The sequence below is a fragment of the Streptomyces phyllanthi genome (genome assembly GCF_009377205.1).
Taxonomy (GTDB): domain Bacteria; phylum Actinomycetota; class Actinomycetes; order Streptomycetales; family Streptomycetaceae; genus Streptomyces; species Streptomyces phyllanthi.
On record NZ_VJZE01000805.1, the window covers coordinates 1 to 2,269 of the forward strand.

A 2,269-nucleotide genomic window follows, 5' to 3' on the forward strand; every position below is an offset into this window, starting at 1 on the left:
CCACCCTCCCCGCCCGGGACCGTCGGCTTCGTCGGACTCGGTGCGATGGGTCTGCCGATGGCGGTCAACCTCGCCGGGGCGGGCTTCGACGTCCTGGCCTGGAACCGCAGCCGGCCTCCACTCGACGCCGCTGTCAGCGCGGGGTGCCGTACCGCCGACCGTCCCGCCCAGGTGGCCGGCGCCGCTCGGGTCGTCCTCGTCATGCTCCCCGACCTGCCCCAGGTCCGGGCGCTGCTGGACGCCCCGACCGGACTGCTCGCGGGCGCCGGTTCCGCGGGCGCGGGCCGTGCCATGGACACGCTCGTCGTGATGAGCACCGTCTCGCCGGTGGCCGTCCGGGCCCTGGCCGAGGAGCTGCGTCCGCGCGGCATCGAGGTCGTCGACGCTCCCGTCAGCGGTGGTGTGTCCGGCGCCCGCGACGCCGCCCTGTCGATCATGGCGGGCGGAACGGAGGACGCCGTCCAGCGGGTCCGCCCGTACCTGGCTGCCATGGGCTCGACCGTGCGCCGCATGGGCGGCATCGGAGCCGGATCCCTCGCCAAGGCGTGCAACCAGCTCGTCGTCGCGGGAACGCTGGTGGCCCTCGCCGAAGCCGTCGTGCTCAGTGAGCGCGGCGGACTCGAACCGGCGGCCCTGCTGGAGGTGCTGGCCGGCGGTCTCGCCTCCTCCGAGGTGCTCGCACAGAAGCGCCACCACCTCGCCCACAGCGACTTCACGCCTTCCGGCCCCGCGCGCTACCTCCACAAGGACCTCGGCTTCGTCCTGGACAGCGCCGACGACGCACACGTCTCACTGCCACTGGCCGCCACCGTCGCCGGCCTCTACGCGGCGGTCGACTCCGGCGGCCTCGGAGACCTGGACAACAGCGTCGTCCTCCGGCTGCTGCGTGAGGGCCGCTTGCCCTCCCCCGACTCGCACCCCACCACCACGAAGGACTGAACACATGCAGGCAGGAATCGTCGGTCTGGGACGTATGGGCGGCAACATGGCCGCCCGCTGGCGCGACCGCGGCCATGAGGTGGTCGGCTACAGCCGCACCTCCCCCGACCGTGACGTCGACTCCCTGGAGGAACTGGTCGGCAAGCTCGCCGCCCCGCGTGTCGTGTGGCTGATGCTGCCCGCCGGCGACCCCACCCGCCAGGCGCTGCGACAGCTCGCCGGACTGCTCTCCCCCGGCGATGTGGTCGTCGAGGGCGGCAACTCCCGCTTCAGCGACGACACCGAGCACGCCGCTGTGCTCGCCGAGCACGGCATCGGATACGTCGACTGCGGTGTCAGCGGCGGCATCTGGGGCCGGGAGAACGGCTACGCCGTGATGTGCGGCGGCGCCGACGAACACGTCCGGCGGGTGTGGCCGCTGCTGGAGTCGCTCGCGCCGGAGCAGGACGGCATCTGCCACGCCGGCCCGGTGGGCGCCGGCCACTACGTCAAGATGGTCCACAACGGCATCGAGTACGGCATGATGCAGGCCCTCGCCGAGGGCTACGAGCTGCTGGAGGCCAGCGAGTACGTGCCCGACGTACCGAAGGTCCTCGCCTCCTGGCGGCACGGCACGGTCGTACGGTCCTGGCTGCTCGACCTCCTCGTCCGCGCCCTGGAACAGGACTCCGGGCTGGCCGGCCTGTCCGGCCGGGTCGACGACTCCGGCGAGGGCCGCTGGACCGTCGAGGAGGCCGTACGCCTGGCGGTCTCCGCCCCGGCCATGACCGCCGCGCTCTTCGCCCGCTTCGCCTCCCGCAAGCCGGACGCCGCCCAGCTGAGGGCACTCGCCGCGATGCGGCAGCAGTTCGGTGGGCACGCCGTGCACACCGCCCCGGCCGCCTCCGGCGGCAACGGCTGAGCCACTGCGGCCGCACGGCCGGACCGCGCCGCGGAGCGGGCCACCGCGGCCCGTCCGGTGACCGCTCGACGGGCCCCGGGCATCCACCCGGACCGCCGAGCTGTCACGGTGCCACCGGGGGCGAGCGCACGGCCAGCCTTCCGTGCACCCGGGACGCCGCCGCATCACCACCGTCCGGCAGCGCCCTAACCCGCCATACGCGCCGGCCCGAACGGCCGCACGGCGTGCCGGACAGCCGGGGGCCCACCGCGCGAGCGGAACCGGTGTGGCGGCCGCCGCGACAGGGGCCGTCGGCGACGCGGAGGGAAGGACTTGGCTGACGAGATGCACAGCGACCAGGCGGACAGCGATCAGGGCGTCGGTGAGGCACCGCCCTGGTGCCCGCCGCTGGGCCGGGCGCGGAATCCGCGCCACCACGACGGCGGCGGT

The 2,269-nt window shown here is 74.5% G+C and carries 2 protein-coding genes; both read left to right on the forward strand.

Annotation, left to right across the window (positions count from 1 at the left end; all coding sequences use genetic code 11):
- A partial coding sequence (locus tag FNH04_RS45055) for an NAD(P)-dependent oxidoreductase (RefSeq protein ID WP_228032025.1) occupies positions 1-939 on the forward strand: 939 nt, incomplete at its 5' end.
- Between the two features lie 4 nt (positions 940-943).
- Positions 944-1,840, forward strand: a complete 897-nt coding sequence (gene gnd, locus FNH04_RS45060) for a phosphogluconate dehydrogenase (NAD(+)-dependent, decarboxylating) (RefSeq protein WP_152792011.1) — start codon at positions 944-946, stop codon at positions 1,838-1,840.
- The last annotated feature ends 429 nt before the right edge of the window (positions 1,841-2,269 follow it).

Coding starts and splice junctions, on each gene's coding strand:
- gnd (WP_152792011.1), top strand. CDS start 944: ATGCAGGCAGGAATCGTCGGTCTGGGACGTATGGGCGGCAACATGGCC.